Here is a 22768-nt window from a genome sequence, read left to right as displayed (position 1 = left end):
CCATTAGAGTTCGACTGAAAGCGTGCGGTAGGTTTAGCGCCGTCGGACTCCCGGCGCCGCCACACCCCGGTGCTTCACCGAAGGAACAGTGTGGCCTTTCTGGTCCGTGGAGTTCGCTAACGGGGTGGTGCGGGGTTCTTAGGGGGGTCCCGCTCAACAAAAGTGCGCAATTCTCATCGGTCCGTCGCATCGCGACGGACGCGCACGTCTGCTGTCACCCCGCCGACTGCCTGCGCCATATATGGAGGGGTAATGATCGTCAATCTTGATGTGACGCTGCGCGACGGTGGCTACCGCAACAACTTCGACTTCCCGCTCGACTACGCGCTGCACCACGCCCGGGAGAGCGTCGCGGCCGGCATGGAGTGGGTCGAGATCGGCTACCGCAACGGTTCGTTCAAACCGCAGCCCGGCATCGGCCGGACCGGCGTGGGTGCGGACGACTACATCCGTGCGGTCGCCGAGGTCGTCTCGCCCGACCGCCTCTGCATGATCCTGCACCCGAAGAACATCACCTCCGAGGACCTGTCGCGCATGTACGAGGCCGGCATCCGCCTCGTACGGTTCTGCCTGCCCTCCGGTGCGCCCGAGCCGGGGCTTGCCCTGCTCGCCCAGGCCGCTGACCTCGGCTTCACCACCACCGTCAACATCACCCGGGTCAGCCAGCTCGACCGGCGAAGACTTGTCGACCTCGCCGCGCTGTCCGGCGACGCCGGCGCCGACGTCGTGTACCTCGCCGACTCCAACGGCAGCATGCTGCCGCGCGAGGTCTCCCAACTGGTCACCCTGGTCCGCTCGGTGACCGATGCGGCCATCGGACTGCACGCCCACAACAACCTCGGCCTGGCGCTGGCCAACGCGATCGCCGCCGTGGACGCGGGCGCCACCTGGATCGACTCCTCGGTCCTGGGCATGGGCAAGGGCCCGGGCAATCTGGTCACCGAGCAGTGGCTGGCCTACCTCGGCCGGCACAGCCGTCCTGCCGACGGTGGGTACGACCTCGGCCGGATCCTCAACCTCGCCCACCGCATGGAGTCCGAGATCGCGCAGGCCACGCCTTCCCTGCCGCTGCCCGACCTGGTGCTGGGCCACTTCGACCTCTCCGTGGAGGAGCGCGCCAAGCTCCCCGTGGACCGGATCGGCGACGCCTTCTCGGCGGCCCGCGAGCTCACCGCGGCGGGCGCCCGGTGACGTCGCGTCCCCCGCATCCGGAGCCGGTGCGCGACGCCGCGCCGGCTCCGGCCGCCGCAGTTCTGGGCGAGCCCGACGCACCGCGGCATGCGGTCGTCCTCGCCCCCGTCATGCCCCGCTGGGACCATGGCGCCTTCTTCCAGCAGGTCGCGGAGCCGCTGCTCGCCTCGGGCCACCGGATCACGATCTACGACACCCTCTCCTTACTGTGCGAGGGCGACGACCTGAAGGCTCTCGTGGACCGCTGGGCGGCCCACCTCGCCTCCGGCACCGACGGCCCCGACCTGCTGGCCGGCAACGCCCTGGGCGGCGCCGTCGTCCAGGCCCTGCTCACCCACGAGTGGACCCATCACTCCAAGGTGTTGCTGCTCTCCGGCCCGACCGTCGCCGACGACGAGCTGAACACCGAACTGGAGCGGATCGCCGCCGCCGTCGGCACCCACGGCCTGTCCACGGCACTGCACCTCCTCGAAGAGGTCGTCAGCGGCCCGGCCCGGGAGCCCGGGAGCGTACCGCGGCAGCGGACCGAACCGGCGGCCGCACCAGGCCCCGCGCCGGATCAAGCCGCGGCGGGACGGCGACTGTCCACCGGACTGCGGCTGCTGCACGACGCCGACGCCCGGGAGCCCGTGCGGGACTTCCCCGGACCACTGCTGCACGTGTACGGCGAACAGTCGCTGCTCGTCCAGGCCAAGCACCTGGCCACCGGCCCCCGCCCGCGGCACCACCTGGTGGGCATCCCGCAGGCCGGAATGCGCCCGCACGCCGACCAACCGGCCCTCACCCGAGACGCCGTCGCCCGCTTCCTGGGAGCTGAAGAGTCATGAACCGCAAGACCGTCGCAGTCCTGCCCGGCGACGGCATCGGACCGGAGGTCCTGGACGCCGCACTGCCGGTGATCGAGGCCCTCGGCCTGCCCATCGACCTGGAATTCGGTGACATCGGCTGGGAGTGCTGGCGCGCCGAGGGCACCCCCGTCCCCGACCGCACCTGGGATCTGATCGACCGCAGCGACGCCGTCCTGCTCGGCGCCACCACCAGCAAGCCGCGCCGCGAGGCACTTGCGGAACTGGCGCCCGAACTCCGCGAACGCGCTCCGCAGTACATCTCGCCGATCATTCAACTCCGCCAGCGCCTGGACCTGTTCGCCAATCTGCGGCCGGTCGAGAACTACCTCGGCGGTGGCACGCCGTACCGCTTCTGCGTGGTCCGGGAGAACACCGAGGGCCTGTACGCCGGCCTGGACTGGAACCACGTACCGGACGAGATGTGGCCGCTGGTCGCCGAACACCCCAACGTCCGCCGCAGCGGCCGCGCCGGCTCCACCGCAAGCATCCGGCTGCAGACCTCGCACGGCCTGGACCGCATCCTGCGCTTCGCCTTCGAGACCGCCCGGGGCCACGGCTACGAGCGGATCACCCTCGCCGACAAGCCCAACGTCCTTCGGCAGAGCAGCGCATACGTCCTGGAGCGACTGGAAGCGATCGGCTCCGACTACCCGGAGATTCCCTTCGAGGTCCTCAACGTGGACGCGGTCGCCCTGTGGATGGCGCGCCGCCCGGAGCGTTTCGGCGTGATCGTCGCCGAGAACATGTTCGGCGACATCCTCTCCGACCTCGGCGGCGGCGTGATGGGCGGACTGGGCCTGGCGCCCAGCGCCAACATCGGCGAGGCCGGCAACTACTTCGAGCCGGTGCACGGCAGCGCCCCGGCCATGGCCGGGCGCGGACGCGCCAACCCCGCCGCGGCGTTCCTCACCATCGCCCTGATGCTGGAGCACCTCGGCTTCAAGGACGAGGCCGGCAGCATCCAGGACGCCGTACGGCATGTCACCCGCCGCCGCGACCGGGTCACCTACGACCTGGGCGGCGCCGCCAACACCACCGAAGCGGCCCAGGCGGTCATCGACGCCTGCCGAGAGGTCCCGCACACCCCCACCGCCGCGATCATCACCATCGGCGACGAACTGCTCCGCGGCGACCTGGAGGACTCCAACGCGGGCAACGCCTCCCGGATGCTCGGCGAGCGCGGCATCCCGGTCCGCGTCCGCCACACCATCGGCGACGACGAGGCGACCATCGCCGACGCCATCCGGCCCTCCCTCGGCCGCGACGACGTCATCGTGGTGATGGGCGGACTCGGCCCCACCTCCGACGACGTGACCCGCAGTGCCGTGGCCCGCGCGCTGGGACGCCCGCTGGAGCACCGGGAGGAGGCATGGCAGGGCGTCGTGGCACGCCTCACCCGCTTCGGCGTCGCCATCCACGACGACAACCGCCGTCAGGCGCTGTTCGCCGCGGGAGCCGACCTGCTGCCGAACACCAACGGCACCGCCTGGGGCTGCCGCACCGAGGCCCAGGGCAGCACCGTGATCATGCTCCCCGGCCCGCCCCGCGAATGCCTGCCGATGCTGGAGTCCGTGCTGCGCGGCGGCCTGCCGCACCTCCCCGAGCCGCCCGAGGTGACCACCGTCTTCCGCCGCACGCTCGGCATCATCGAGGCGGACGCGGCAGCCCTGGTCGACGACCTCGTACGGGACAGCGGAGTACCGGTGAAGCCCGCCTACCGCTGGCACTACCCGTACGTCGACATCCGGCTCGGCTGCCCGCCCGAAGCCGCCGACGACCTGGCCAAACGCCTGGACGCGGCGCTCGCCGACCACATCGTCACCGACCGGGACCGCACCGCGGTCCAGGAACTGGCCGAGCTCCTGGACGAGCACGCCCTCGTCCTGACCGTCGACGACCGGCTCACCGAGGGCCTCTTCGCCTCCGAAGTGGCCCGCGAACGCGCCACCGCCGACGGCTCGGGCGCGCTCGATGTCGCCCTGTCCGGCGTCTGGGACGGCGGGGACCGTACGACCCACACCGGCACGCTCGCGCTCACCTGCACCGTCCAGGACGAGACCGGCGAGCACACCAGCACCCTGACGGTCCCCAACCGCGGGCCCGAAGTCGCCACTTACGCTACCGAGTTCGCTGCCTGGTCCCTCGCCCGGCACCTCACCGGCCGCCGCACGCTCACGGAGGAATCCGCATGACCACCGCCACCGATACCCCGGTGCCCACCGAGGCGTTGCGTGAGCGTCTGTCCCGTCTGGACACCGCCGCCCTCTCCGACGCCATGGACAGCATGCGCACCCCGCCGTGCGTGCTGCCCGGCATCCGGCCGCGCACCCCCGGCACCGTCGCCTGCGGACCCGCCTTCACCGTCCGCTACCGCGCCATCGACGACGCCACCACCTTTCACAACGCCGCCAACTACATCGACGACGTGCCGGCCGGCTCGGTCGTCGTCGTGGACAACGCCGGCAGCCGCACCTGCACCAACTGGGGCTCCCTGCTCAGTTCCGTGGCCCTGCACCGCGACATCTCCGGCACTGTCGTGCACGGCTCGGTGCGCGATGTGAAGGAGAGCCGATCCGCCGGATACCCGCTGTTCAGCACCGATGTGACCATGGTCAGCGGCAAGAACCGGGTGGTGCTGGACCGTACGGGCGTCGAGGTGGACATCGCCGGTACCACCGTCGCCCCGGGCGACTGGATCGTCGCCGACGACAACGGCGCGCTGCGCATCCCGGCCGCTCTCGTCGAGGAGGTCGTCCGCCGCGCCGAGGCCGTGGAACGCACCGAGTCCCGTATCCGGGAAGCCGCGCTCGGCGGCAGCCGGCTGGACGAGGCCCGCGCCCGCTTCGGCTACGCGCGTCCGTGGGAGGACGGGGGCGAGCATGGCGACCGCTGAGTCCGCCGAGGGGACCACCCCAGCTCAGGGCCCGGCCGCAGAGCTGTCCACCGAGGCGATCACCGCACAGGAACCGGCCGCCGCGCGGCCCACGCCACCGGCCCCGAGGGACGCGCGGTTCATCGACGTCCATTACCACGTCGGCCCGGACGCGTATCTGCGCCGCCACACCGCCGCCACCGCCGGCGCGATCTATGCCGAGCACGGTGGCTGGGTGGTCCTCAAGAACCATCTCGGCTCGACCGCCGCCCAGGCATGGGAGGCCCGCCAGCAGGGGCTGCCCGTCTCCGGCTCGATCGTCCTCAACGACCTCGCGGGCGGGTTCGACCCGCGGGCCGTGGAACAGGCCGTCATCCAGCACGGTGACGACAGCGGGCTGCGGCTGATCGTCCACCTCCCCACGGTCACCGGTCGCAGCCACCGCAGCCGGCTGACCCGTACCCCCTCCCACCCGCTCCTCGCCGACGGCCAGCGCCCGCTGACCGTCACCGACGACCGCGGAACGCTGCGCCCGGAGGTCCGTGAACTCCTGCGCGCCGCCCGCGATCTGCCGGTGGTCATCTCCACCGGCCACGCCGACGGACACGAGGTGCGGCTGCTGGTCGACGAGGCCGTGCGGCTGGACCTGCCCCGCCTGATGCTCAACCAGCCCGCCAACCCGATGACCGGGCTGACCTACAAGGACCTCGTCGAGGTGGCCGCTGCCGAACAGGTGTGGACCGAGCAGACCGCGCTCACCTACCTGCTCGAATATCAGGACTGGGCCGACTTCGCCGACGTCCTGTCCCTCCTCCCGAGGGTCGTCTACAGCTCGGACCTCGGCCAGCCGTCCCAGATGGACATCGCGTCGTGGCTGACGTGGAATCAGAAAATCTTCCATTGGGCGGGTCTGACCCCTGAGCGGATCGCTGAGCTCATCCACGCCGCGCCTCAGGAGATGCTGAGCCTGTGACCGCACCGCCGATCCTGCCGGCGCTGCTGCTCTCCCTGCCCCTCGTGCTCACCGCATGCTGGGCGGGGGGAGCGGTGTGCAAACGCCTGGGCCAACCCCCCGTCATCGGCGAGATCGCCGCCGGCATCCTGCTCGGCCCCTCCGTGCTCGGCCGTGCCTGCCCGGCGGCGACGGCCGCGCTCTTCCCACCCGGCCTCGCCCCCGTCCTGGACTCCCTGGGCCAGCTCGGCCTGCTGTGCTTCATGTTCCTGCTCGGCCGGGAACTGGATCCGGAAGTGGTACGCGGCGAGCGCCGCACCGCCCTCACGGTCGCCCTGACCGGCCTCGCCGTCCCGCTGGTGTGCGGCGCCCTGCTCGCCCTCGCCCTCTACGGCCACTACGCACCCGAGACCGCCGACCGCCTCCCGTTCGCCCTCTTCCTGGGGGTGGCACTGAGCATCACCGCCTTCCCGGTCCTGGCGCGCATCCTCGCCGACCGCGGTCTGACCGGCACCCGCCTGGGCGCCCTGTCCCTGACCTGCGCTGCCGTCGACGACGTGCTGGCATGGTCGTTGCTGGCCCTGGTCACCGCCCTCGCCCGCAACACCTCGCTCGGTGCCGTCCTGCGCACGGTCCTCCTCACCGTCGCCTTCGCGGCATTGCTGCTCCGCGTCGTACGCCCGCTGCTCGCCCGCGTCCTGCGGCGCACCGGAGCCGCCGCCACCTTCGCACTCGTCACCTGCTGCCTGTGCCTGGCGGCTCTGGCCACTGACCGGATCGGCGTCCATGCGGTCGTCGGTGCCTTCCTCTTCGGCGCCGCCACGCCTCGGGATTCCCCCTCAGTTCACCAGGTCGCCCAGGGAATGTCGCAGTTCGCCGTCCCCTTCCTCCTTCCGCTCTTCTTCATCAGCACGGGCCTGCGGATCGACATCGGCACCCTCGGACCGCACCCGGCCCCCTGGCTGTGGTGCGGCGTCATCCTGCTCGTGGCGACCGCCACCAAATGGGGCGGCACCGCCCTCGCGGCGCGTGCCTGCGGCTCGGACTGGCGCGGCGCGCTCTCGCTCGGCGCCCTGATGAACTGCCGCGGCCTCACCGAACTCATCGTGCTGACCGCCGGATTGGACCTGCGCCTCATAGGTCCCGAGCTCTACACCATGCTCGTCCTGATGGCCCTGACCGCCACGGCGCTCACTTCACCCGCCCTGACCGCCCTCATGCGCAAGGGACCACCGGAACGACACCGCCCACCGAGCGAACCGAGCACATCGAGCGCACCGAGCACATCGAGCGCACCGAGCACATCAAGCGCACCGCGTGGCAAAGCGCAGCCGGTCGGGAACAGCTGACCGCTTCGTCATCTGCCCGCTCTCACGCACCCTCACTCACAGACGAGGATGCTGCCGCAATACCCAATTCCCATGTTCGCCGGTCATCGCAGCACCTCCATGGTGATCGGACGTGCAGCGGCCGCGCCGGCGCATGGCTCAGCGCGTGGGCCTGGCTTCCAGCTGTACTGCCACCGAGGCACCAACTACGAGCGGTCATGAGGCGGGCCGGGGCGCGCCGGAACCGGGCCGGGGCGCGCCGGAACCGGGCTGGGGTCCGTAAGCGGGCAGGGTGAAGATGACGTCCTAGCCGCGCAGCCCGGTCAGCAGTCAGTCGCCCGGGGTGTCGCGGAACGCGTCGGCGCCGGCCTCCTTTGCGAACGCCTGCTCGTCCGCCAGGTTCGCCTGCACCTGCTGCGCCCGGTTCTGTATGACTCCGGCTGTGCTTTCTGCGGCCACCGGCACGCCGGCCGCCTGCACGCCGATCACCGTGCAGGCGACCCAGAGGGTCCCGAGCGCCAGAGTGATCCGGGTCGCGGTGAGATTTGAGAGCGCGCAGGGCGTGAGCGAGCTGTCGACGCACACCCCGCAACGCCGCTTCTCCGGGCCGGAAGACCCCGGCCGGGATCGCGAGCAAGGCAACGTATCCGTACCGGCGGACCATGGTGAGCTACGACGAGTCGGGCCACCGGCCGTCCACGAAGTCTCCACGGTGAGGCTCTGACCTGCGAAGATCTCGCCTCGAGGCGCGCTTCGCGGCCATGCTGTGAAGGCTCTTCCTGACCCGGGTTTTTTTCAGGATCGCGTCACGGAGTGGGTGGCGTGGTCGGGTGAGTGAGAAGACCCTGCAGCACCGGATCGACGGTCCAGACGACGCCCCCGTACTCGTCCTCGGTGCCGCGCTGGGTACCACATGGCACAGGTCGTAACCCGCGTCCTGGGGCGTCCAGCCGAAGCAGGAAATGGCTCCCAAGTCCATGTCGGAGCCCTGTAGTCCGGGGGCGTCCACACAGTCTGTGAGACGCGTGTGAGAGCACGTGAGACGAGACGCCCCGCCGGAACGCTCCGGCGGGGCGTCTGTGCGCGGCGGACGCGAGAACCCCAACGCGCTGGAAGCATCCTCCCCGCTCCCCGCTCCGTCCCAGGTGGCGCGGATGCTTGTAGGGCTATACCGGGGCGCCCATCTCCGCGCGAGCGGGGAGCAGGATCACGAGGAGCACGATCCGGACCCCCGGGGCCAACCCCGCTAGCGCGAGCACGTGTTGACGCGGCCGGCGAGTGGCTGGATGCCGGTCTGCCGGAGCGGAACTCGCGTGGACAAGCCTCCGGATGTGTCCCTCCTTGCCCATCTTGAGGAAGAAGATGTTCTCGCCCTGACTGGCGTGCGCGGCCAGGGCATCGAACTTCTGACCGCTGAATGCGGTGGTGTCCACCCACGTGGTGATCTCATCGTCGGGGAGGCCGATCTCGGCTATCGCGGCGGCCTCGGCAGGATCCGGCTCCGGCATGTCCTCCTGAAACTCGCGCATGGTCTCCCCGAACCGCTGCATCATCGAGCGGGGCATCGTCGTCCAGTACACCTTCGGGGTCAGCGCGGTCATCTCCAGCGCCGCCATCGTGATGCGGTGGGCCTGGATGTGGTCGGGGTGGCCGTAGAAGCCGTTCTCGTCGTAGGTGACGACCACATCGGGTCGGTAGTGCCGCATGAGTTCCGCGAGTCGGGCGGCGCCTTCCTCCACGGGGGTCTGCCAGAAGGATCCGGGGGCGTCGTTGCTGGGCCAGCCGATCATCCCGGAGTCGGCATAGTCCAGCATTTCCAGATCGCTGACCTTCAGGACGTCACAGCTCGCCTCAAGTTCTTGACGGCGCATCAAGGCGACGGCCGCCGGATCGTGTCCGGGATCGCCCGGCTTGGCACCCCCTGGCCCGTCACCGCAACCGCCGTCGGTACACGTCACGAGAACCGTGCGGATGCCCTCCGCCGCGTACCGCGCCAGGACCCCTCCGGTTCCGGTGGCCTCGTCGTCGGGGTGGGCGTGCACTGCCATGAGCGTCAAGGGCCGGTCAGTCATAAAACAGTCCTCCTGCAGAAATACGTCTTGTTCCGAGTGCGCGGCGGGTGTACCGCGATCCTGGGACCGGATCCTGGTGGGGCGGACGACCTTGTGGTCTCCGTGTTCCCCGCCCGTGCGGCGCCGGTCCCTCGGTCGATGCAACCGCGCCGACCCGCCTGGCTGTTCCCGGCACGGCGATGGCCTTCCAGGCGTCGGGTTGCCACGCGAACGAGGTACAGGCGCGAACTGCCGTCCCGTGGAGGTGTCTTGCGTGTGGTGGGTTGCTGACCTGCGCGGTTACCAGGTTGTTTGAGACCGACTGTGGTCAGCGTTCTCAAACGACCTGGCTTTCGCGGAAAGTCTCATTCACGATGGATGACTGGAGCGCCACCAAAATCGCCAACATATCCGCCGTAGATCGTCGTTCTCCGTGGTGCTGCGATGTGAGAAGACCCCGAAGCCGCACTCGCCGCCTCGGATCTGCACGTGGTGCTGTGCAATGTGCACGTTTACCTGTACGCGGTGCTGAGCTGCACTGTTGATGGGAGTCGAACTCCCGCGTTGCTCATCACTCGCCAGGAATGGGCTGGAAAGCCGCCAGCCCTCGGTGGGTGCGCGCCTCCGAAGCTGCTACCCGCGCCATATCGTCCCAGCCAGCTGGACTGCTCAGTCCAGCAGATCGACCTCCCAGTGCGTACGCTGGACAGGCACATCGGCCTCGCGGATCTCCCGGGCGAGTGCATCCGCCTGACCGCGCAGTTCGGCGACCGGAAGCGCGGAAAGCATCATCAACCCTGGGGTTCGTGGACCTGCTCCCCAGTCTGCTGCTGGCCGGGCTGGCCACGGCTTCCAGCACCCGGTGCTGCTGCGGATCGTGCTCTCCGGTGGGCCGGGCGGGGGTGGGCAGCGGGATGATGGTGACCGCGCAGCAGTCTCGCCGGCTGTGGGGTGGCGACGCTCGGCACGCTTTTGCTGGCGGTGTCGCCCGGGCTAGGCACGGGGAACGCACTGGTGGGGACGCTGCTGGTGCAACTCGGGGTGGTGGCGGTGACGGGGCTGCTGAATCTGCGGCTGCCCCGGGTGGTCGGCCAGAGCTGAGCGGGACCGGCCGCGCCCGGTACGGCAGCAGGGCCCGAACCGCGCGTCGGGGTCCGGGCCCTGCCTCGTGCGGTGCCGCCCTGCGGCGGCGGTGCGTCAGCCCTGTGCGGTGTCGTCGCCCGTATCACCGGCGCCCTCGGCTGCGCTGGCCTTCTCGCGCATCTTGCGCACCAGCTCCGCCTTCTGGTCGGCGGCACCCTGGCGGTCGAGGTTGCGGTGCGGACCGTTGTTCTGGCGTTCGGCGCGGGACAGCCTCTTGCGCTGGCCGCCGCCCATGCCCACGGGGTTGTTGATGTTCTTGCTCACGGGTTCTCCCGGAATGATGTGAAGTGATCTACGGATTCATCGGTGGGGGACGGGCGCGGCGACGCCGAAGGACGTCAGCAGGGGCCCATCACGCTCTCACTCGTAAATCGGCGTCTGGAAGAACATGACAAGGACATTACCCGGTTCCGTCGGCCCCGCACACCATTTTTCGCTGCCGCGTTGTTTGCTCCGGGGCACGGGATGGGGCCGACCTCGCGGTGTTCGTCGCACTTTGAGCCGGGATGGCTGATTCGAGACTCTGTCGAGTCTGGGAACGATGCGTCATTCTGAGAAGAGTGGTTGGTACTTCAACTGGTTGAGTGCGTGCTGTGCTTGGGGGAGCCGGTGGCCTACGTTCCAATTCTCAAGGGCAAGGCGGGGGAGTTTCTGGCACTGGGGCATGCGTCGGCGGAGGTGCAGTCCCAGATTCGTCCGGTGATGGAGGTCGTGCCCGACTGCGACGTTCGGGATCTCCTGGAGACCTTCTGTGACCGTGCCATGGAAGATGTTCCGAATGGAATGGTCCTCACGGTCGACTGCGGAACCTTGCCGGCAGCGCAGGTACTCAAGGGCGATGCGGGCGGTCCGATGGTGCGGGTCGGCGAGTCGCTGAGCTGGCGACAGGTCGCGATGTGCCCGGTCTTCAGGGGTACTGATACCGACGAGACGCTCGCCGAGGTTCGTGCGGTGATGGCGTGGCACCAGCAGGGCGGTTGTCTACGCATCTCGTCGGCTCGTGACGCACAAGAATGCCGTCCGGACGATGAACGAGTCCGCGAGATGCTCCGCACACTCCGCGCTGCGCCGGAGGAAATAGATCTGATCATTGACGCTGGGCCTGTGCATTCTCGGGACGGAAGGACAGCACTGGCAGTTGAGGTGCTGGACACGCTCAAGCACATGACGCAGTGGCCTTGGCGCCATGAGTGCGTGGCTGCTGGTGCCTTCCCGGTCAATCTGACGAATTTCCCGCGCGGACGAGCAACGCCGGTAGTGAGGGAAGATGCGCTTCTCTGGAAGCAGGTTCGCGACCAGTGGCGTGGAGAAGTGCCTGACTTCGGCGACTTCGGTGTGACGCACCCGCGAATGCCGCTGCAGGCTCGTGGGACTCCGCATCCCAACATGCGTTACACCACGGCGGCAGACTGGCAGGTCTTTGTCTACCCAAAGACCCGTCCCGGCAACGACGACTTCTTCACCCTCAGCCGTGACCTGGTCTCCTCGCCCTACTGGCCGCCCACCGGCGCGGGTACGTCATGGGGGCGTCTGTGAGATTTGAGAGCGCGCAGGGCGTGAGCGAGCTGTCGACGCACACCCCGCAACGCCGCTTCTCTGGGCCAGAAGTCCCCGGTCCTGATCACGAGCAAGGCGGCGCCGGATCCGTACCGGCGGATCATGGGTGAGCTACGACGAGTCGGGCCACCGGTCGTCCACGAAGTCTCCACGGGGAGCCTCTGACCTGCGAAGATCCCGCCTCCAGACGCGCTCCGCGGCCCCGCTTCGACGGCTCTTCCTGACCCGGGTGTCAGGATCGCGTCACGGAGTGGGTAGCGTGGTCGGGTGAGTGAGAAGACCCTGCAGCACCGGATTGATGGTCCAGACGACGCCCCCGTACTCGTCCTCGGTGCCGCGCTGGGTACCACATGGCACATGTGGGACCGGCAGATCCCCGAGCTGACCCGCCAGTGGCGGGTCATCCGTTTCGACCTGCCCGGACACGGCGGTTCCCCCGCCCACGCGGCGCCCTCCGTCGCCGAGCTGGCCGACCGGCTGATCGCCACGCTCGACGGCCTCGGCGTGGACCGCTTCGGCTACGCCGGCTGCAACATCGGCGGCGCCATCGGCACCCAGCTGGCGCTCACCCGCCCGTACCGCGTCACCTCCCTGGCACTGGTGTCCTCCTCACCGCGCTACGGAACCGCCGACGCCTGGCGGCAGCGCGGCGTCGTCATCCGCACCAACGGACTCGACCCGATCGCCCGCACCGCCCCCGAGCACTGGTTCACCCAGGGCTTCGCCGGCGCTCAGCCCGCCATCGTCGAATGGGCCGTGCAGATGGTGCGGACCACCGACCCCGGCTGCTACATCGCCGCCTGCGAGGCGCTGGCCTCCTACGACGTGCGCTCCTCGCTCGGCCGGGTCGGCGTTCCCACGCTCGTCGTCGTCGGCTCCGAGGACCAGGTCACCCCGACCACCGACGCCCGCACCCTGGTCGCCGGCATACCCGACGCGAGCCTGGCCCTGGTCCCCGGCACCTCCCACCTGGCGCCCGTCGAGCAGCCCGCGGCCGTCACCGAGCTGCTCATCCGGCACTTCACCAACGCCTGGCACGACAAGCCCGGCCCCGGCGGACAGGCGGCCATCGGCGCCGCCGCCCCCAAGCCGCAGATCGCACCTCCGCCGCCCCCGCAGGCGCCCCCCGCCGCCATAGAGTCCGGCCTCGCCCAGCCCGATCAGGACCGCGGTGGCACGTACGAGGCGGGACTCAAGGTCCGCCGGGAGGTCCTCGGCGACGCCCACGTCGATCGCGCCCAGGCCGCCGCCGACGACTTCACCGGCGACTTCCAGGACTTCATCACCCGCTACGCCTGGGGCGAGACCTGGACCCGCCCGGGCCTGGACCGCCGCACCCGCAGCATCATCACGCTCACCGCACTGACCGCCCGCGGCCACAAGGAAGAGCTGGCCCTGCACACCCGGGCAGCCCTCCGCAACGGCCTCACCCCGTCGGAGATCAAGGAAGTCCTCCTCCACACCGCCATCTACTGCGGTGTCCCGGCCGCCAACTCGGCCTTCGCGGTCGCCCAGCAAGTAATCCGCGAGGAAACGACACCGGAGGGCTAAGGGGAGCGGGGGCCGCGGGCCTTCGTCGCCTCCTTGGGCCGGGGGTCGCCGCCTGGGCCTCTTGTGGGCGGGTGGACGGCGTGCGGTCGTCTTGTGGGCGGGTGGACGGCGTGCGGTCGTCTTGTGGGCGGGTGGACGGCGTGCGGTCGTCTTGTGGGCGAGTGCACGGCGTGCGGTCGTCTTGTGGGTGGTGAAGCGCGTCCGGGTCCTCTTGGTGCCGGGCGCATCGTCTGCGGCTCGTGTCGTCGGGGCGCCCCAGCCCTCGCCACCCCTCTTGCCGGCGGTGCCTCCCGGGACCTCTTGTTGCGGGGCGCGCCGCGCCCGCACCCCTTGTCGGCTGCACTGCCTGATCGCCCCCCTCCCCGCCGCCCACCCGCGCCTTGGTTTTTCCCCGCCGCCCACTCCCCTTCGGGGGGTGGGCGGGTCAGGTGACACGGGCGCGCGCGTGTCAGAGACGTGAGCCGGGGAGACGTGACCCGGAGAGGCGGGAGCCAGGGAGACGTGAGCCGAGGGAGCACGCCGGGGCCCCGCTCGCTCCCCGGCGCGGCAAGATGGCAGGCATGGAACTCACCAAGAAGACCCATGCCTGCGTCCGGCTGGAGAAGGACGGGCAGACGCTCGTGATCGACCCGGGTGTCTTCAGCGAGGAGGACGCGGCCGTCGGCGCGGACGCGATCCTGGTCACCCACGAGCACATGGATCACTTCCACGAGGACCGACTGCGGGCGGGTATGGAGGCCAACCCCGGCGCCGAGATCTGGACCCTCGCCAGCGTCGCCGAGCAGCTCTCGGCCGCCTTCCCGGGCCGCGTCCACACCGTCGGCGAGGGCGACACCTTCACCGCGGCCGGCTTCGAGGTCGAGGTGCACGGCCAGCTGCACGCCGTGATCCACCCCGACATCCCGCGGGTCACCAACGTCGGCTACCTCCTCGACGGCGGCGCGGTGTTCCACCCCGGCGACGCGCTCACGGTCCCCGAGGGGCGTACGGTCGACACCCTGCTGCTGCCCGTCCACGCGCCCTGGAACAAGGTTGCCGAAGTGATCGATTACGTCCGCGAGGTCGCGCCCCGGCGGGCCATCGACATCCACGACAGCCTGCTCCAGGACCACGCCCGCCCGATCTACGACTCCATGATCGACAAGCTCGGCGGTACGGACCACGGCCGGCTCACCCCCGGCAGCCACACCGCCGTGGGCTGAACCGCGGTGGGCTGACCGCAGTGGGCTGAACCGCCCGTGGGCTGAATCCCGGGCGGCCGATGCCCCAAAGGCTGGGTCCCAAAGGCTGGCTCCCCCAGGCTGGCCCCCACAGGCCCGGCCCTGACAGGCCCGCTTCCCCCGCGTCCGGGCCCCGCCGAGCGGGCCCGAGCCGAGCCCGGGCCGGGACCGGGCCGGGACCGGACCCGGGCTGTCAGTGGCGGGCGGTAGGTTTGCAGACATGCGCATCGCGACCTGGAACGTCAATTCGATCACCGCCCGCCTGCCGCGGCTGCTGGCCTGGCTGGAGAGCTCCGGCACGGACGTGCTGTGCCTCCAGGAGACCAAGTGCACCGCCGAGCAGTTCCCGTACGAGCAGCTCCGCGAGCTCGGCTATGAGGCCGCGGTCAACGCCAACGGCAGGTGGAACGGCGTGGCCGTGCTCTCCAAGGTCGGGCTGGAGGACGTCGTCATCGGCCTCCCCGGCGGGCCGCAGTACGACGGCGTGGAGGAGCCCCGGGCCATCTCGGCGACCTGCGGCGCGGCCCGGGTCTGGTCGGTCTACGTCCCCAACGGCCGCGAGGTCGACCATGCGCACTACACCTACAAGCTCGGCTGGTTCGAGGCCCTGAAGACCGCGGTCGCCGAGGACGCGGCGGGCGACCGCCCGTTCGCGGTCCTCGGGGACTACAACGTCGCCCCCACGGACGAGGACGTCTGGGACCCCGCCGTCTTCGTCGGCTCCACCCATGTCACCCCCGCCGAGCGCGCCGCCCTCCAGGCCCTCCGCGAGGCCGGCCTGTCGGACGTCGTCCCGCGCCCCCTCAAGTACGACCGCCCGTACACCTACTGGGACTACCGCCAGCTCGCGTTCCCCAAGAACCGCGGTATGCGCATCGACCTCGTCTACGGCAACGCCCCCTTCGCCAAAGCCGTCTCCGACGCCTACGTCGACCGCGAGGAGCGCAAGGGCAAGGGCGGCTCGGACCACGCCCCGGTCGTGGTGGACCTGGACGTACAGTCCGTGGGGGCGTGACGGACCACCGGTTCGAGGCCGCTCAGGGCACGAGCGTCCTCAGCTCGATCGACTCACCCAGCGCGCGCAGCCCCGCGTCGCCCGGGTGGAGATGGTCGCCGCTGTCGTAGGCGGGGCGCATGCGGGCCGGAGCGGCCGGGTCGCGCAGTACGGCGTCGAAGTCCAGGGTCGCGTCGAAGGCACCCTGCCCGGCGCCGTCGCGCAGGAAGGCGTTGACGGCCTGACGGCGGGCTTCCGCGGCCGGGGTGCAGTCGGGGTAGCCCCCGCACGGCGTGAGGGTTGCCGCGACCGCCCGCAGCCCCCGCTCGTGCGCCCGCCGGGCCAGCGCCCGCAGACCGGCGATGACGTCCTCGGCCGGGGTGCCCCAGCGCACGTCGTTGATGCCCTCGAAGACCACCACGGTCCGCGCCCCCGCCTGGGCCAACACGTCCCGTTCCAGCCGGTGCTGGGCGCTCACCCCTCCGGTGTCCGTGCTCACCCCGTCGCCCTGATAGCGGTCGGTGACGATGCGGTTCGCCGAGATGCCGTGGTTGAGCACGCCGTAACGGGGCAGCGCGTGCTGGGCCCCGAAGCGGCGGGCGAGGACGTCCGGCCAGCGGCGGTTGGCCCCGCTCGTCGACTTCACCCCGTCGGTGATCGAATCGCCCAGCGCGACGATCGAGCCGGGCCCGCCGTCGGTCTCCAGACCGGTCAGGAACGGCCAGAAGGCGATGGTCTGCGGGTAGGCGCCGCCGTCCGTGTCCCGGGTGCGGTCGCCGCTGCCGTCGGCGCTCACGTACGAGAGCTGGGCCGCCTCCTGGTGCACCGGCGCCGCGGTCACCGTCCCGGGCAGATGCAGGCTCACCAGCAGATCGGTGTCCGCGGGGACGGTGAAGGCCGCGGGATCGCTGAACAGTTCCGCGCCGGCCGGTATCCGGGCCCCGGCCCGCCCCCGGAAGGTCAGCGCCACGGGCCGGCCGTCGGCCGCCGCCCCCGTACCGCGCACCGCGATGCTCGCCGCCCCGATGGCGACCGGTGCCGCCGCGAAGGTGTTGGCGATCCGGATCCGCGCCCGTGGCCCGCCCGCGCCGCTGTGGACGACCAGCCGCACCGTACGGTCCTGCAAGGGGCCGACGGCGCGGTAGCCGGTCGTACTCGCCGCCCAACTCCCGGTGCGGCCGCGCCCGGTGTCCCGTACCGACAGCGCGAAGACGTGCAGGGCGGCCTCGGCCGGGGGCGCGGGCGGCAGCACCACCGACGCCACCTCCCGCCCCGGCCGCAGCGGTACGGTCACCGCGTAGAGCCGCGCCGGACCGGCCGACTGCCCGTCCGGGCCGTTGACGTGCGGCAGCGCCACCGCCTTGGTGCTCAGCGGACCGGAGCGCCAATCGGGAGCGATGAGTTCGTAGGCGCTGTGCGAGCCGTCCCGGTAGTGGACGGTTCCGCGGCCGGCCACCTGGCCACCCGTTCCGGCCACCAGGTAGGTCAGCGCATCACCCCGGCCGCGCACCGCGACCGCCTGGCCGGCGGCCCGTACGTTGTCCGGCGTCCCGGCCGCGCTGCGCGGCAGGCGGAGTCGTGCGCCGTCGAGGGTCAGTACGCTCCCCGGCGACCAGCCGGCCGCCGCCAGGTCCTGCGCGGACAGCGAGCGGCCCGTACCGTCGAAATCGGCCGCAACGGGGCGGGAGTTGTCGCTCACCGCCGTGTTGTCGAAGAGCCGGGGCAGCGGGCGGGGCGCCGTCGGCGCCGTGGTTGCCGCGGCCGCCGGCGCGAGCGCGGTGCCCGGCAGCGCGGTGATCAGGAGCAGCAGTGTCAGGGCGGTGCCCCATCGGCGTAGGCGCATCGGTCCGTGTCCCCTCCGGCCGCAGATCCGCTCCGGGCGCACTGAAGGTAGGGAGCCGACGGGGGCGCGTCAAGGTGGCGTACGGCGCCGGGGCACGCCGCGCGCCTGTGGCCCCGACCACAGGTGGGGTGGGACCCTGCACACCATGAACATGTCTTTCTTGGACAAGTGGCGCAAGCGACCGCCGGCCCGCCGGTCCGTGCCGCTCGCGGAGTCGGTGCGCGCCGACCCGGAGAGCGTCATCGAGCTGCTGTCCGAGTGCGAGCTGCTGCGGTCCCACGCCGCCACCGCGGGCGTCGAACTCGACGACTCCGTACGCTCGTTGGAGCGGCTGGACCAGCTTCAGCCGGTCTGGCGGGACGACCCCGAGGTGGCGCCCTGGCTCGGCAACGACGCGGGCCTGTACCTCGGCACCGTACTGGTGCGTACCGTCCGCGGCGCGGTCTGGCACGTCTGGCCGGACGGGCAGCCGGTGGTCCGGCTGGCGTCCGGGCGCGAGATCGACGTCGTGGCGGCCGGCCACCAGTGGGCCGACGACGGCGCGCCGGAACTCTCCCAGGTGTACGCCGAGGCCGCGGAGAGCTGACCGGCAGGCCCGGCACCCGTCGCACTGGTCCTCGTCCCCGCCGGCGCGGGCACCACCAAAGAGGGCACCACCAGACCCGGAACACCACCAGACCGACTTACCCGATTTATCCCCTCGAACCCGGCTGGGCGTGCGTGTCAGGGCGTACCGCCTCAATCTCCCCGGTAGTTTGCGGGCTCTCCGCTGTACGGATGAGAGTGGGCAGGTCGGACATGGCCGGTGAGGCGCTGATTGAACTGCGCGGGGTCAACAAGCACTACGGAAAACTGCACGTCCTCCAGGACATCGACCTCACCGTCGACCGTGGGGAGGTGGTCGTGGTCATCGGGCCTTCCGGGTCCGGGAAGTCCACCCTGTGCCGGGCCATCAACCGCCTGGAAACCATCGAATCGGGCACGATCGAACTCGACGGCAGACCGCTGCCCGAAGAGGGCCGGGCGCTCGCCCAGCTGCGCGCCGAGGTCGGCATGGTCTTCCAGTCGTTCAACCTCTTCGCCCACAGGACCGTGCTCGACAACATCATGCTGGCCCCCGTCAAGGTCCGGAAGAAGCGGAAGGACGAGGCCGCGCGGCGCGCCCGTGAGCTCCTGGACCGGGTCGGGCTGGTCTCCCAGGCCGACAAATATCCCGCGCAGCTCTCCGGCGGCCAGCAACAGCGCGTCGCCATCGCCCGCGCGCTCGCCATGGACCCCAAGGCGCTGCTCTTCGACGAGCCGACCTCCGCACTCGACCCGGAGATGATCAACGAGGTGCTGGAGGTCATGCGGCAGCTCGCCCGGGAGGGCATGACCATGGTCGTGGTCACCCACGAGATGGGCTTCGCCCGGTCCGCCGCCAACCGCGTGGTGTTCATGGCCGACGGCCGCATCGTCGAGGACCGCACCCCCGAGGAATTCTTCACCGCCCCGCGCAGCGAGCGGGCGAAGGACTTCCTCTCCAAGATCCTCAAGCACTGAACGGGGGTGCCGCCATGCCGTACCGACAGTCCGCATACCAACAGTCCGCATACCGCCAGTCCGCATACCGCCAGTCCGCATACCGACGCTCCGCCCGCCTGCCCCGACCCCGCACGGTCCTCGTGCTCGCCGTAGTGGGCGTCCTCGCACTGGTCCTCGCGGGCTGCGGCCGGGCCGGCAGCCCACCGGTCAAGGGCCCCAAGGGCAGCGAACTGCCCCGGTACCCGGTCGCCAAGCACTTCCGGCTGCCGTCCTCCCCGACCTGGGCGGCGGCCAAGCGCCGCGGCCACCTCATCATCGGCGTCAAGGAGGACCAGCCCTACCTCGGCGAGAAGGACCCCGCCACCGGCGTCTACACGGGCTTCGACATCGAGATCGCCAAGATGATGTCCGCCGCCCTCGGATTCCCGCCCCGCACCATCCAGTTCCGGACCATCGCCTCCGCCAACCGCGAGACAGCCCTGCAGAACGGCCAGATCGACCTCTACGTAGGCACCTACACGATCAACGACAAGCGCAAGAAGCTGGTCGGCTTCGCCGGCCCGTACTACATGGCCGGCCAGTCCCTGCTGGTGCGCACCGACGAACACGACATCCACGGACCGCAGGACCTGGCCGGCAAACGCGTCTGCTCGGCGGCCGGCTCGACCCCGTACCAGCGCATCCAGTCCGAGTACCCCAAGGCCGTCCTCGTCGCCTACGACACCTACTCGGTGTGCGTGGACAACCTGCTCACCTTCCAGGTCGACGCGGTCACCACCGACGACGCGATCCTGCTCGGCTACGCCGCCAAGGTCCCCCGCGAGCTCAAGGTGGTCGGCAAACCCTTCTCCGAGGAGCCGTACGGCATCGGCGTCCCGCGCGCCGACAACGCGCTGCGCTTCGCCCTGGACGACGCGCTCGCCGCAAACGAGAAGAACGGCAACTGGAAGAAGGCCTACGACGCGACCCTCGGCCTGTCCGGGGTGCCCGCCCCCGAGCCGCCCCCGATCGACCGCTACCCGGCGACCTGAGCCGCCAAGGAACCGACCGATGAACGTTCTCCTCGACAACCTCTCCCTCTACGCGGAGGGGCTGCTCGGCACCGTCGAACTCACCGTCTACGCCTCCCTGCTGGCGCTCGCCCTCGGCTTCCTCATGGCGGCCTTCCGGGTCGCCCCGGTCCGCTCGCTGCGGGCCTTCGGCACCGCGTGGGTGACGGTGCTCCGCAACACGCCGCTGACCCTGCTGTTCTTCGCCGTGGTGCTGGGCCTGCCGCGGTTCGGCCTGGTCCTGCCCTTCAAGCTCTTCGCCATCCTGGCGCTCGGCTGCTACACCTCCGCCTTCATCTGCGAGGCGGTCCGCTCCGGCATCAACACCGTGCCGACCGGACAGGGCGAGGCGGCCCGCAGCCTCGGCATGACCTTCCCGCAGACCCTCGGCATCGTCGTCCTGCCGCAGGCGTTCCGCTCCGTCATCCCGCCCATCGGGTCCACGCTGATCGCGCTCGCCAAGAACAGCGCGATCGCCGGTGCCTTCAGCGTCGTCGAACTCCTCGGCGTCTACAAACCGCTCAACGAGCTCGGCTACAGCATCATCTGGACCTTCTTCTGGATCGCCGTCGGCTACCTGATCGTGACCCTGTCCATCAGCGCGATCTTCAACGTGCTGGAGAAGCACTACGGAGTCGCCCGATGACCGCCAATGCCCTGTACGACGTCCCCGGCCCCCGCGCCAGGACCCGCCACCGGGCCTACGGACTCGCCGGGACGGGCGTGATCCTCGCCCTGATCGGCTGGATCCTCTATCTGCTCTTCGTCACCGGCCAGTTCACCACCGCGAAATGGAGCCCCTTCACCTACGTCGGCATCCAGGAACTCCTGCTGACCGGACTGGCCAACACGCTGCGGGCCTTCGGGTTCGCCGCGGTGCTGTCGTTGGCCTTCGGTGCCGTGCTCGCCGCCGGGCGGCTCTCCGTCCACCGGCCGATCCGCTGGCTGTGCACGCTGGTCGTGGAGTTCTTCCGCGCGATGCCTCTGCTCGTCATGATCTTCTTCATCTACGTGGCGCTCCAGGTGGCGCCGCTGCCCGCCCTGGTCGCCGGCCTGACGCTCTACAACGGCTCGGTCCTCGCCGAGGTCTTCCGCAGCGGCATCAACGCCGTCGAGCGCGGCCAGGGCGAGGCCGCCTACGCGCTCGGCATGCAAAAGACGCAGGTCATGACGTACGTGCTGGTGCCGCAGGCGGTCCGGGCGATGCTGCCGGCGATCATCAGCCAGCTGGTCGTCGCGCTCAAGGACACCTCGCTGGGATTCCTCATCACCTACGAGGAGTTCCTGCACGCCGGCAAGCTCATCGCCTCCAACCTGGACTACGACCTGCCGTTCATCCCCGTCGTCATGATCATCGCGCCGATCTACATCGGGATGTGCATGCTGCTCTCCTGGTTCGCCAACTGGGTCTCCCGGCGCCAGATGCGCAACCCCAAGGTCGAGTCCGTCGAGGTGGCCGCCGCGGAACCGGGGAACCTCATGCCGGGCGACCATCAGCGGCCGGCGCCTTGAGGCGAGGCGGGGGCTCTCCCCTGGGCCTTCGGGCCGTTAGTGGTCCCTCCGGGCCGTTGCCGTACGGAGCCATCCGTGGCTTTCAAGGAGCCGCCGTCAGCGGATGTGGCGCGCGAGCCAGGGACTGAGCGCCCCGCCCAAGATCAGCTCCTTGTACGTCTCATCACCGGGCAGCGGGACGACCAGCCACTGTCCCGGCGGGAAGAACCGCGTCTTGACGTGGGCCAGACCGCCGTACACGGACCGCAGGAATGCCGGCACCGCATCCCGCGGCACATCCGCGAACTCCACCCCGTCCACGGTGATCTTCGCATCGTCCTCCGGGAACAACTGGACGGTGACCGCCGGGTCCCCGCCCAGCTCCACGAACGCCTCGTGCGGCAGCGAGCCGTCCGGGTCCAGCACGGTGAACGCCCCGGCGGAGGTGCGCCGGGAGGTCACATCCGCACCGATGTCGTCCGTGACGGTCACTTCGAGCCGGTACTCCTCGGCGACTTCCCGTACGGCCGTGACGGCCGACTCGGTCGTGGGCAGATGCGGCCGCTGCTGCGGGCTCGGGGCGGAATTTCCCATACCGGCGATCATGCCACCGGCCGCTCCCGGGCCCGGACGCACGGCCGCGCGGTGCTACACCCGCCACACCCCGTCCCGCATCAGCTCCCGCCCCGCGAGCTCGTTCTCCTCGCGCCAGACCAGGATCCGGCGCGGGCGGAAGGCGAGGAACACCCAGGCCTCCCGGCCGCGGGGATCCCAGCCGAGCTTCTCGGCGAACGCCTTGCCCATGTCGTCGGGCAGCGCGTCGGAGGCGACGGTCTCGGCCGTGCTCTCGATGAGGACCACGTCCCGGGTGGGGCCCAGCGCCACCCAGCAGGCACCGTTGGCCCGGAGGTTGCGGGCCGTCGGGTTGTTCTTCTTCGTGGCCATCACCAGCCGCTCGTCGTGCCAGACGAACGACAACGGCACGAGGTAGGGCGTGCCGTCGGCGGACGCCGAGGAGATCCAGGCGTCCTCGTCCGTCCTCAGTCGTGCGAGCGCATCGCGCTTCCGCTGCCCGGCGTCGCGGGCCGGTGGGGTGGTGGCCATGCGGTGAGGCTAGCGACCACCACCCCGCGCCGCCTCAGGCCTGCGCTGTA

21 protein-coding genes and 2 pseudogenes are annotated in these 22768 nt (G+C 70.6%); 16 read left to right on the top strand and 7 right to left on the bottom strand.

Going from position 1 to position 22768, the window contains the following annotated elements:
• The first annotated feature begins 252 nt into the window (after nucleotides 1-252).
• From IG62_RS0129915 to IG62_RS0129890, 6 genes are read left to right on the top strand one after another with little or no spacing between them, the layout of a single operon-like run.
• The gene (locus IG62_RS0129915; RefSeq protein ID WP_030810144.1) at nucleotides 253-1191 is read left to right on the top strand and encodes a hypothetical protein; all 939 of its coding nucleotides are present in this window, start codon (nucleotides 253-255) and stop codon (nucleotides 1189-1191) included.
• Entirely contained in the window at nucleotides 1188-2018 is an 831-nt protein-coding gene (locus tag IG62_RS0129910) for an alpha/beta hydrolase (RefSeq protein WP_158795144.1), read from the top strand. The genes IG62_RS0129915 and IG62_RS0129910 overlap by 4 nt, the downstream gene beginning before the upstream one ends.
• Complete coding sequence (locus tag IG62_RS0129905) at nucleotides 2015-4231, top strand: isocitrate/isopropylmalate family dehydrogenase (protein ID WP_030810136.1); 2217 nt, start codon at nucleotides 2015-2017, stop codon at nucleotides 4229-4231. The genes IG62_RS0129910 and IG62_RS0129905 overlap by 4 nt, the downstream gene beginning before the upstream one ends.
• A complete protein-coding gene (locus tag IG62_RS0129900) occupies nucleotides 4228-4932 on the top strand; it encodes an RraA family protein (protein WP_030810133.1) in 705 nt (234 codons plus the stop codon). Before IG62_RS0129905 ends, IG62_RS0129900 begins: the two co-directional genes overlap by 4 nt.
• Nucleotides 4919-5884, top strand: coding sequence for a DUF6282 family protein (locus IG62_RS0129895; RefSeq protein WP_234326808.1), 966 nt, complete (start codon nucleotides 4919-4921; stop codon nucleotides 5882-5884). The genes IG62_RS0129900 and IG62_RS0129895 overlap by 14 nt, the downstream gene beginning before the upstream one ends.
• Entirely contained in the window at nucleotides 5881-7212 is a 1332-nt protein-coding gene (locus IG62_RS0129890; protein ID WP_063755408.1) for a cation:proton antiporter, read from the top strand. Before IG62_RS0129895 ends, IG62_RS0129890 begins: the two co-directional genes overlap by 4 nt.
• 309 nt (nucleotides 7213-7521) lie before the next feature.
• Here the strand turns inward: IG62_RS0129890 and IG62_RS0129885 are convergent, their stop codons facing one another.
• The gene (locus tag IG62_RS0129885; RefSeq protein WP_030810124.1) at nucleotides 7522-7776 is read right to left on the bottom strand and encodes a hypothetical protein; all 255 of its coding nucleotides are present in this window, start codon (nucleotides 7774-7776) and stop codon (nucleotides 7522-7524) included.
• A gap of 245 nt (nucleotides 7777-8021) precedes the next feature.
• On the opposite strand from IG62_RS0129885, the pseudogene IG62_RS49955 reads away from it, so the two are divergent.
• Nucleotides 8022-8111, top strand: a pseudogene (locus IG62_RS49955) (3-oxoadipate enol-lactone hydrolase); the annotation flags it as partial.
• Between the two features lie 417 nt (nucleotides 8112-8528).
• Here the strand turns inward: IG62_RS49955 and IG62_RS0129880 are convergent.
• From IG62_RS0129880 to IG62_RS0129865, 3 genes and pseudogenes are all read right to left on the bottom strand, one after another.
• Nucleotides 8529-9263: pseudogene (locus IG62_RS0129880) on the bottom strand (PIG-L family deacetylase); the annotation flags it as partial.
• Nucleotides 9264-9911: 648 nt separating this feature from the next.
• Complete coding sequence (locus IG62_RS49680; protein ID WP_267887925.1) at nucleotides 9912-10034, bottom strand: hypothetical protein; 123 nt, start codon at nucleotides 10032-10034, stop codon at nucleotides 9912-9914.
• 405 nt (nucleotides 10035-10439) lie between these two features.
• The gene (locus IG62_RS0129865) at nucleotides 10440-10649 is read right to left on the bottom strand and encodes a DUF6243 family protein (RefSeq protein ID WP_030810118.1); all 210 of its coding nucleotides are present in this window, start codon (nucleotides 10647-10649) and stop codon (nucleotides 10440-10442) included.
• Nucleotides 10650-10994: 345 nt separating this feature from the next.
• Between IG62_RS0129865 and IG62_RS0129860 the strand changes: the two genes are divergently transcribed.
• From IG62_RS0129860 to IG62_RS0129845, 4 genes are all read left to right on the top strand, one after another.
• Nucleotides 10995-11921, top strand: coding sequence for a beta family protein (locus IG62_RS0129860; protein WP_030810115.1), 927 nt, complete (start codon nucleotides 10995-10997; stop codon nucleotides 11919-11921).
• A 288-nt stretch (nucleotides 11922-12209) separates the two neighbouring features.
• Nucleotides 12210-13493, top strand: coding sequence for a 4-carboxymuconolactone decarboxylase (pcaC, locus tag IG62_RS0129855; protein WP_030810111.1), 1284 nt, complete (start codon nucleotides 12210-12212; stop codon nucleotides 13491-13493).
• Between the two features lie 560 nt (nucleotides 13494-14053).
• Entirely contained in the window at nucleotides 14054-14695 is a 642-nt protein-coding gene (locus tag IG62_RS0129850; protein WP_030810108.1) for an MBL fold metallo-hydrolase, read from the top strand.
• 238 nt (nucleotides 14696-14933) lie between these two features.
• Nucleotides 14934-15728 (top strand): exodeoxyribonuclease III, encoded by a 795-nt coding sequence (locus tag IG62_RS0129845; RefSeq protein WP_030810105.1) that lies wholly within the window; start codon nucleotides 14934-14936, stop codon nucleotides 15726-15728.
• 22 nt (nucleotides 15729-15750) lie between these two features.
• On the opposite strand, the gene IG62_RS0129840 is transcribed toward IG62_RS0129845, so the two are convergent.
• Nucleotides 15751-17550, bottom strand: a complete 1800-nt coding sequence (locus IG62_RS0129840) for an SGNH/GDSL hydrolase family protein (protein ID WP_030810102.1) — start codon at nucleotides 17548-17550, stop codon at nucleotides 15751-15753.
• Between the two features lie 145 nt (nucleotides 17551-17695).
• On the opposite strand from IG62_RS0129840, the gene IG62_RS0129835 reads away from it, so the two are divergent.
• The 5 genes from IG62_RS0129835 to IG62_RS0129815 all read left to right on the top strand — a co-directional run bounded on the left by IG62_RS0129835 (nucleotide 17696) and on the right by IG62_RS0129815 (nucleotide 21635).
• On the top strand, nucleotides 17696-18136 hold the full coding sequence (locus IG62_RS0129835; RefSeq protein ID WP_030810099.1) for a DUF6278 family protein: 441 nt from the start codon (nucleotides 17696-17698) through the stop codon (nucleotides 18134-18136).
• 212 nt (nucleotides 18137-18348) lie between these two features.
• Entirely contained in the window at nucleotides 18349-19092 is a 744-nt protein-coding gene (locus tag IG62_RS0129830; protein WP_030810096.1) for an amino acid ABC transporter ATP-binding protein, read from the top strand.
• A 14-nt stretch (nucleotides 19093-19106) separates the two neighbouring features.
• Entirely contained in the window at nucleotides 19107-20105 is a 999-nt protein-coding gene (locus tag IG62_RS0129825; protein WP_078872327.1) for a glutamate ABC transporter substrate-binding protein, read from the top strand.
• 19 nt (nucleotides 20106-20124) lie between these two features.
• The gene (locus IG62_RS0129820; RefSeq protein WP_030810091.1) at nucleotides 20125-20769 is read left to right on the top strand and encodes an amino acid ABC transporter permease; all 645 of its coding nucleotides are present in this window, start codon (nucleotides 20125-20127) and stop codon (nucleotides 20767-20769) included.
• Nucleotides 20766-21635, top strand: a complete 870-nt coding sequence (locus IG62_RS0129815; protein ID WP_030810088.1) for an amino acid ABC transporter permease — start codon at nucleotides 20766-20768, stop codon at nucleotides 21633-21635. The genes IG62_RS0129820 and IG62_RS0129815 overlap by 4 nt, the downstream gene beginning before the upstream one ends.
• A 96-nt stretch (nucleotides 21636-21731) precedes the next feature.
• Here the strand turns inward: IG62_RS0129815 and IG62_RS0129810 are convergent, their stop codons facing one another.
• Entirely contained in the window at nucleotides 21732-22208 is a 477-nt protein-coding gene (locus tag IG62_RS0129810) for a hypothetical protein (protein ID WP_030810086.1), read from the bottom strand.
• Nucleotides 22209-22262: 54 nt separating this feature from the next.
• Entirely contained in the window at nucleotides 22263-22718 is a 456-nt protein-coding gene (locus tag IG62_RS0129805) for a pyridoxamine 5'-phosphate oxidase family protein (RefSeq protein ID WP_030810083.1), read from the bottom strand.
• Nucleotides 22719-22768 lie beyond the last annotated feature (50 nt).

Source organism: Streptomyces sp. NRRL S-337, from assembly GCF_000720175.1.
Taxonomy (GTDB): Bacteria; Actinomycetota; Actinomycetes; order Streptomycetales; family Streptomycetaceae; genus Streptomyces; species Streptomyces siderophoricus.
This window is presented reverse-complemented; position numbering and strand designations above follow the sequence as displayed.

Coding starts and splice junctions, on each gene's coding strand:
- IG62_RS0129915 (WP_030810144.1), top strand. CDS start 253: ATGATCGTCAATCTTGATGTGACGCTGCGCGACGGTGGCTACCGCAAC.
- IG62_RS0129905 (WP_030810136.1), top strand. CDS start 2,015: ATGAACCGCAAGACCGTCGCAGTCCTGCCCGGCGACGGCATCGGACCG.
- IG62_RS0129900 (WP_030810133.1), top strand. CDS start 4,228: ATGACCACCGCCACCGATACCCCGGTGCCCACCGAGGCGTTGCGTGAG.
- IG62_RS0129895 (WP_234326808.1), top strand. CDS start 4,919: ATGGCGACCGCTGAGTCCGCCGAGGGGACCACCCCAGCTCAGGGCCCG.
- IG62_RS49680 (WP_267887925.1), bottom strand. CDS start 10,034: ATGATGCTTTCCGCGCTTCCGGTCGCCGAACTGCGCGGTCAGGCGGAT.
- IG62_RS0129850 (WP_030810108.1), top strand. CDS start 14,054: ATGGAACTCACCAAGAAGACCCATGCCTGCGTCCGGCTGGAGAAGGAC.
- IG62_RS0129845 (WP_030810105.1), top strand. CDS start 14,934: ATGCGCATCGCGACCTGGAACGTCAATTCGATCACCGCCCGCCTGCCG.
- IG62_RS0129840 (WP_030810102.1), bottom strand. CDS start 17,550: ATGCGCCTACGCCGATGGGGCACCGCCCTGACACTGCTGCTCCTGATC.
- IG62_RS0129835 (WP_030810099.1), top strand. CDS start 17,696: ATGAACATGTCTTTCTTGGACAAGTGGCGCAAGCGACCGCCGGCCCGC.
- IG62_RS0129830 (WP_030810096.1), top strand. CDS start 18,349: ATGGCCGGTGAGGCGCTGATTGAACTGCGCGGGGTCAACAAGCACTAC.
- IG62_RS0129825 (WP_078872327.1), top strand. CDS start 19,107: ATGCCGTACCGACAGTCCGCATACCAACAGTCCGCATACCGCCAGTCC.
- IG62_RS0129820 (WP_030810091.1), top strand. CDS start 20,125: ATGAACGTTCTCCTCGACAACCTCTCCCTCTACGCGGAGGGGCTGCTC.
- IG62_RS0129815 (WP_030810088.1), top strand. CDS start 20,766: ATGACCGCCAATGCCCTGTACGACGTCCCCGGCCCCCGCGCCAGGACC.
- IG62_RS0129810 (WP_030810086.1), bottom strand. CDS start 22,208: ATGGGAAATTCCGCCCCGAGCCCGCAGCAGCGGCCGCATCTGCCCACG.
- IG62_RS0129805 (WP_030810083.1), bottom strand. CDS start 22,718: ATGGCCACCACCCCACCGGCCCGCGACGCCGGGCAGCGGAAGCGCGAT.